At 74.3% G+C, this 7265-nt stretch carries 3 protein-coding genes; all 3 read left to right on the top strand.

The features are described 5' to 3' along the window. On the top strand, positions 1 to 2886 hold a 2886-nt coding region (locus ACIA79_RS33465), incomplete at its 5' end, for a type I polyketide synthase (RefSeq protein ID WP_399432196.1). Positions 2887 to 2906: 20 nt separating this feature from the next. Continuing rightward, a complete protein-coding gene (locus ACIA79_RS33460; protein ID WP_399432195.1) occupies positions 2907 to 6410 on the top strand; it encodes a type I polyketide synthase in 3504 nt (1167 codons plus the stop codon). Between the two features lie 49 nt (positions 6411 to 6459). Next, on the top strand, positions 6460 to 7265 hold an 806-nt coding region (locus ACIA79_RS33455; protein ID WP_399432194.1), incomplete at its 3' end, for a beta-ketoacyl synthase N-terminal-like domain-containing protein.

Genomic DNA, 7265 nt, shown 5'->3' with positions numbered 1-7265 from the left:
GTCCCGGCGCGGCGTGGTGACGCGGCCGGTCTCGGCCTGACCCCCGCAGGCCACCCCCTGCTCGGCGCGATGGTGTCGCTGCCCGATGACCGGGGTGTGCTGTGGACAGGCCGGCTTTCGCTCGCCGAGCAGCCGTGGCTCGCCGACCACTCCATGTTCGGCCACGCCGTCCTGCCCACCTCCGCGCTCGTCGAACTCGCCTTCCAGGCAGGCGACCACGTGTCGTGCCCCCGTCTGGAGCGGTTGACGTCGCAGGAACCCATGGTGCTGCCCGACGGTGCCGCCTCCCCCCTGCCCATCCAGGTACTGGTGTCGCACCCGGACGAGAAGGGCCGCAGCACGGTGGAGGTCTTCTCCCGCCCCGGGGACGCGGCCGCCGACGCCCCGTGGACCCTGCACGCTTCCGGAACCCTGACCGCCGACACCACCCCGGAGCTCGGCACCGACACCGGCACCGATACCGCCTTCGAGGGCGTACGACCTGACGCGTGGCCGCCCGCCGGGGCTGTCCCGCTGCCGGTCCAGGAGGTGTACGAGCGCACGGCCGGGGCCGTGATGGGCCTCGGACCGGCCTTCGACGGACTACGGGCCGCCTGGCGGCGCGGCGACGACGTCTTCGCCGAGGTCTCGCTGCCGGAACCGGCGGACGCCGAGGCACCGGCGTACGGCATCCACCCGGCGCTCCTGGACGCGGTGTCGCGCACGGCGGCACTGTCCGCGGCGCACGACGACGCCGACAGCGCTCCCGTGCCGGCCGAGTGGTCGGACACTCGACTGCATGCGGCGGGTGCTTCGGTGGTACGCGTCCACGTCACGCCGTCGGGTGAGGACGGCGTGTCCCTGCGCGTGGCGGATGTGTCGGGTGTGCCGGTGTTGTCGGTGGGCCGGTTGGTGACGCGCCCGGTGGCGCGTGAGCAGCTGCGCGCCGCCGGCGGCAGCGGTGTGCGGGACGCGCTGTTCGACGTGGTCTGGGAGCCGGTGCCGGTGGTGGCGTCCGCGCGGTCCTCGGTGGAGTGGTCGCCGTGGGGTGCGCCGGTGCCGTCGGAGGTGCTGGTGTGGGCGGTCGAGGGCGAGGCCCCGGACGGTGTGCCGGAGGACGTGTCGCGGGTTGCGGCGGGTGCTTTGGCGGTGGTGCGGGAGTTCGTGGCGGGTGAGCGGTTCGCGGGCTCGCGTCTGGTGGTGCTGACCCGTGGTGCGGTGGCAGTGGCCGAGGGCGAGGTTGTCGCGGATGTGGCGGGGTCGTCGGTGTGGGGTCTGGTGCGTTCGGCGCAGCGGGAGCATCCGGACCGGTTGGTGCTGGTGGATGTGGAGCCGGGCTTGTCCGCGGAGGCGGAGGAGGCCGCGGTGCGGACGGCTGTGGCGTCGGGTGAGCCGCAGGTGGCGGTGCGCGCGGGCCGGGTGCTCGCACCCCGTCTGGTGCGGGCTGTCCCTGCGTCTGCGGAGCCGCGTTCCGGGGGAGCGGTGTTCGGTTCTTCGGGCACGGTGCTGGTGACGGGTGGCACCGGTGGTCTGGGTGCCTTGGTGGCGAAGCATCTGGCATCGGCGTACGGGGTGCGGGACCTGCTCCTGGTCTCCCGTCGCGGTCCGGCGGCCGAGGGTGTCGCGGACCTGGTGGCGGAGCTGGAACAGTGCGGCGCCCGGGTACGCGTGGAGCCCTGCGACGTCGGCGACCGCGAGGCCCTGGCGGCGCTGCTCGGCTCGATCCCGGACGACCGCCCGCTGACCGGCATCGTCCACTGCGCGGGTGTCATCGACGACGGCATCCTCGAATCGCTCACCCCCGACCGGCTCTCCACCGTCCTGCGCCCGAAGGCCGAAGCGGCGCTGCACCTCCACGAGTTGACCGCCGGGCTGGACCTTTCCGCGTTCGTGTTGTTCTCGTCGGTCGCCGGTGTGTTCGGAGCTCCGGGACGGGCGAGCTACAGCGCCGCCAACGCCTTCCTCGACGCCCTCGCCCAGCAGCGGCGGGCCTTCGGCCTGCCCGCGGTCTCCGCCGCCTGGGGCCTGTGGGAGGAGGACCGGGGCATGGGCGGCCACGTGACCGGCGCCGACCTGGCCCGGCTGCGGCGCGAAGGCGCGGTCCCGATGCCCGCCGAGGAGGCCCTCGCCCTGTTCGACGCGGTCCTGGTCCGCGACCGGGCCCTGTGCGTACCGGCCCGCCTCGACCTCGCGGCGCTGGGCGGCTCCGACGCACCGCCGCTGTCGGTCCTGCGCCGGCTCGTACGGCCCGCGCGCAAGCGACTGGACGCGGTGGCCCGGCAGGAGGGCACCCCGGCGAACGCGGCCGACGACCTCGCCCGGCGCCTGTCCGGACTGCCGGAAGCCGAGCAGCTCCGTACCCTCGTCGGTCTCGTACGCGGCCACGCCGCCACCGTCCTCGGCCACGCCGACCCGACGGCCGTCTCGCCGGACCGCGGCTTCCTGGAGTCGGGGTTCAGCTCGGTCGCGGTGGTCGAGCTGCGCAACCGCCTCAGCCGGGCGACCGGCCTGCGGTTCTCCGCGGCGACCCTGTTCGACCACCCGACCCCGCGGGCCGTGGCCCGGCACATCCTGACCGCGCTCGCGGAGGTGACCGGTGCCGCGGGCGGCCTCGCCACCGGGGCCGGTGACGGCGGCGGACCGGGCACCGCCGACGCGGAGTTCCGCGCCGCCCTCGCCGCGCTGCCGCTCTCCCGCCTCAAGGAGGTCGGCGTCCTGGACGCCCTGCTGCGGCTCACCGGATTCGACGCCGTACCCGGCGCCCCGGCACCGGCCACGGGGACCGGCGGACCACAGGACCCGCAGGCGGCCGCCGACGACGCCGAAGCGGCGGCCGTGACACCAGAGTCCATCGACGCCATGGATCTGGAGAGCCTCGTTCACATGGCTATCAACACCGACGCCTGACTACCTCCCGGAGTTTGCTGATGGACACCACCGACGCACGCGTCGTCGAAGCCCTGCGCGCCTCGCTGAAGGAGACCGAGCGGCTGAAGCAGCAGCACCAGCAGCTCGTGGACTCGCTGCACGAGCCGATCGCCGTCATCGGGATGGCCTGCCGCTTCCCGGGAGGGATCTCCTCCCCGGAGGACCTGTGGCGGTTCGTGGCCGAGGACGGCGACGCGATCGGCCCGTTCCCCGACGACCGGGGCTGGGACACCGACGCGCTGTACGACCCGGAGCACACCCGCAAGGGCACCCTGTACGTCCGGGAGGGCGGCTTCGTCGAAGGGGCCGCCGACTTCGACGCCGCGTTCTTCGGCGTCAGCCCGCGGGAGGCCGTGGCCATGGACCCGCAGCAGCGGCTGCTGCTGGAGACCGCCTGGGAGACCTTCGAACGGGCCGGCATCGCCCCGACCTCCCTGCGAGGCAAGGACGTCGGCGTCTTCTCCGGTACCAACATCCAGGACTACTCCTCGCTGCTCCTGCGCTCCCCCGGGGCCTTCGAAGGCCACGTGGGCACGGGCAACGCGGCCGCGGTGCTCTCCGGCCGCCTCGCCTACACGTTCGGCTTCGAGGGCCCCGCGGTGACCGTCGACACCGCGTGCTCGGCCTCGCTCGTCGCCCTGCACCTGGCCAGCCAGTCGCTGCGGCAGGCGGAGTGCTCGCTGGCACTGGCGGGCGGTGTGACGGTGATGTCCACGCCGATGGGGTTCGTCGAGTACAGCAACCAGCGGGTGCTGGCCAAGGACGGGCGCTGCAAGGCGTTCTCCGGCGCCGCGGACGGAACCGGCTTCTCGGAGGGCGTCGGCGTCCTGCTGCTGGAGCGGCTCTCCGACGCCCGGCGCCTCGGGCACCCCGTCCACGCCCTGATCCGCGGAAGCGCGGTCAACCAGGACGGTGCCAGCAGCAGCCTGACCGCGCCCAACGGCGGCGCCCAGCAGCGGGTGATCCGGCAGGCGCTGGCGAACGCCCGCATCCCCTCCGACCAGGTCGACGTGGTGGAGGCGCACGGCACCGGCACCGAGCTGGGCGACCCGATCGAGGCCGAGGCGCTGCTGGCGACGTACGGGAAGGACCGTACGCCGGACCGGCCGCTGTGGCTCGGGTCGGTGAAGTCCAACATCGGGCACACCCAGGCGGCGGCCGGTCTGGCCGGAGTGATCAAGATGGTTATGGCGATGCGGCACGGCGTCGTGCCCAGGACGCTGCACGCGCAGGAACCCACCCCGCACGTCGACTGGAGCACGGGCACCGTGCGGCTGGCCACCGAGCCGGTGGCCTGGCCGGAGGACGGGCGGCCGCGCCGCGCCGGCGTCTCCTCCTTCGGCATCAGCGGCACCAACGCGCACGTCATCGTCGAGCAGGCCCCGGCCCCTGCGCAGGACGCCCCGGCGCCCGCCCCCGCCGGTGATGCCTCGGCGCCTGCGCCCGGGCAGACACCCGCGGAGACTTCGATGCCGGCGCCCGGGCAGACACCCGCGCAGAACCCGGCCGCCCCGGCGGACGCCACCTTCCTGTGGACCGTCTCGGGGCGCAGCGAACAGGCGCTGCGCGCCCAGGCGGAGCGCCTCTCGGACCACCTGCGGGCCCGTCCCGGCGTGCCGTCCGCCGATCTCGCCGCCTCCCTCGCGGCCCGCACGGCGTTCGAGCACCGTGCCGTCGTGGTGGGCACGGACCGGACCGCCCTGGAGGCGGGGCTCGACGCGCTGACGGCCGGCCGGGAGGACGCCCGACTGGTCAAGGGGACGGGCACCACGTCCGGGAAGACCGTGTTCGTCTTCCCCGGCCAGGGTTCGCACTGGCCGGAGATGGCCGCGAGCCTGCTGGACTCGTCGGGGGTGTTCCGCGAGCGGATCGACGCCTGCGGCGAGGCACTCGCCCCGTACGTCGACTGGTCGCTCACGGACGTCCTGCGGAGCCGGCCCGGCGCGCCGTCCCTGGACCGCCTCGACGTGGTGCAGCCCGTGCTGTTCTCCGTGATGGTGGCCCTCGCCGAACTGTGGCGGGCGCACGGCGTAGAGCCGGACGCCGTCGTGGGCCACTCCCAGGGGGAGATCGCCGCCGCGTACGTCGCGGGCGCCCTGTCGCTGAAGGACGCGGCCCGGATCGTGACCCTGCGCAGCGTCCTGCTGAACCGGCTGACGGGCAAGGGCGCCATGGCTTCGCTGCTGCTGTCGGCCGAGGAGGCCGGGCAGCGCATCGCACCGTACGGCGACCGGCTCGCGATCGCCGCGGTCAACGGCCCCACGTCGGTCGTGGTGTGCGGTGAGCCGGAGGCCGTCGAGGCCCTGGTGGCGTCGTGCATCGCGGACCGCGTACGGGCCCGCAAGGTGCCCGGCGCCACGGCCGCGGGCCACTCGCCGCAGGTCGAGGCGGTGCGCGAGGAGTTCGTCGCCAACCTGACGTCGCTCGCCCCGCGCCGCGGACGCGTGCCGTTCTACTCGACGGTCGTCGGCGAGGTGGTCGACACGGCGGCGCTGGACGCCGGCTACTGGTACCGGAACCTGCGCGAACCGGTGCTCCTGGAGGGCACCGTGCGCCGGCTGCTGGAGGACGAGCACGGCTTCTTCCTGGAGATCAGCCCGCACCCCGTCCTGACCGTGGGGCTCCAGGAGACCTTCGAGCGGGCCGGCGCGCCGGCCGCCGTGGTGGGCACCCTGCGCCGTGACGAAGGAGGGGAGGACCGGTTCCTCACCTCCGTCGCCGAGGCGTACGTACGCGGGCTCCCGGTGGACCTCGCCCGCCTGCCGCACCTGTCCGGCGCGCGCCGCACGGACCTGCCGACGTACACCTTCCAGCGCAGGCGGTTCTGGCCGGACGACGCGACGGCCCCGGTCCCGGTGGGTCCCCGCCCGGACGGCACCGTGGGCGGCACCGGCACGGTGGCCGCCGCGAGCGCGGCGGGTGACACGGGTGCCGACCCGTCCGACGACGGCACGGGCGAGAGCGCCACGGGACACGTCCTGCGGCTCCTGGCCGGACTGCCCGCCGAGGAACGCCCGGCCGCCCTGGTGGACCTGGTCCGCGACCAGGCGGCCGCGGTGCTCGGCCACGGCTCGGACGACGAGATGGACCTGGCGCGGCCGTTCCAGGACCTGGGCTTCGACTCGCTGACGGCCGTGGAGCTGCGCAACCGGCTGGGCTCGGCGCTCGGCCTCGCGCTCCCGGTGAGCCTGGTCTTCGACCACCCCACGCCCCGGGACCTCGCCCAGCACCTCGCCGGCGCCGTCGCGGAGGCCCTGCCCGACCCGGCGGCCGCCACCCGTTCCGAGGCGCTGGTCCACCTCGACAAGTTCGAAGCCGCACTGGCCGAGCTGACCGCCGACCCGGACGCGGACGAGGTGATCGGCCGGCGCCTGGAACGCCTCCTCAGCGACTGGACCGAGGCCCGGGCCGCCGGCACCGGGGACCGGGACGGCGGGGCGTTCCAGGCGGCGTCGGACGAGGAGATGTTCGACATCATCGGCAAGAAGTTCGGCATTTCGTGAGCCGGCCACCGCGTCCGAGTCCGACGAACCAGGCGTGAAGGGGGCCGACATGGCTGACGAAGAGAAGCTCCGGTACTACTTGAAGCGGGTCTCCGCCGAACTGGAGGCCACGCAGGAACGACTGCGCGAGGCCGAGGCCCGGCGCGACGACCCGATCGTGATCGTGGGCATGGCGTGCCGGTATCCGGGTGGGGTGCGCACGCCGGAGGACCTGTGGCGGCTGGTGTCGGACGGCACCGACGCCGTCGGTCCCTTCCCGGAGGACCGGGGCTGGGACGTGGGGGAGACGTTCGACACGACGGCGTACGCCGCCGAGGGCGGTTTCCTGTACGACGCCGCCGAGTTCGACGCCGGCTTCTTCGGCATCTCGCCGCGTGAGGCGGTGGCGATGGACCCGCAGCAGCGGCTGCTGCTGGAGACGTCCTGGGAGGCGATCGAACGCGCGGGAATCGACCCGCTGCGCCTCAAGGGCTCCGACACCGGAGTGTTCCTGAGCACCAGCTACCAGGAGTACCTGGCCCGCGTGCAGCGGACCGGCGCCGACGTCGACGGGTTCATGCTGTCCGGCAGCAGTGTGAGCGTCGCGTCCGGCCGGGTCTCCTACGTCCTCGGTCTCTCCGGTCCCTCGGTGACGCTGGACACGGCGTGCTCGTCGTCCCTGGTCGCGCTGCACCTGGCGGCCGACTCGCTGCGCCGCGGCGAGAGCACCCTCGCCCTGGCCGGGGCCGCCACCGTCATGGCCACCGACATCATGTTCACCGAGTTCAGTCGGCAGGGTGGGTTGGCGTCGGACGGGCGGTGCAAGGCGTTCGGGGCGGGTGCGGACGGTACGGGCTGGTCCGAGGGTGCGGGTGT

This window comes from Streptomyces sp. NPDC051310, from assembly GCF_044455245.1.
In the GTDB taxonomy this organism is placed as follows: domain Bacteria; phylum Actinomycetota; class Actinomycetes; order Streptomycetales; family Streptomycetaceae; genus Streptomyces.
Note: the sequence above shows the minus strand (reverse complement) of the source record. Positions and strands in the feature narration are given on the sequence as shown.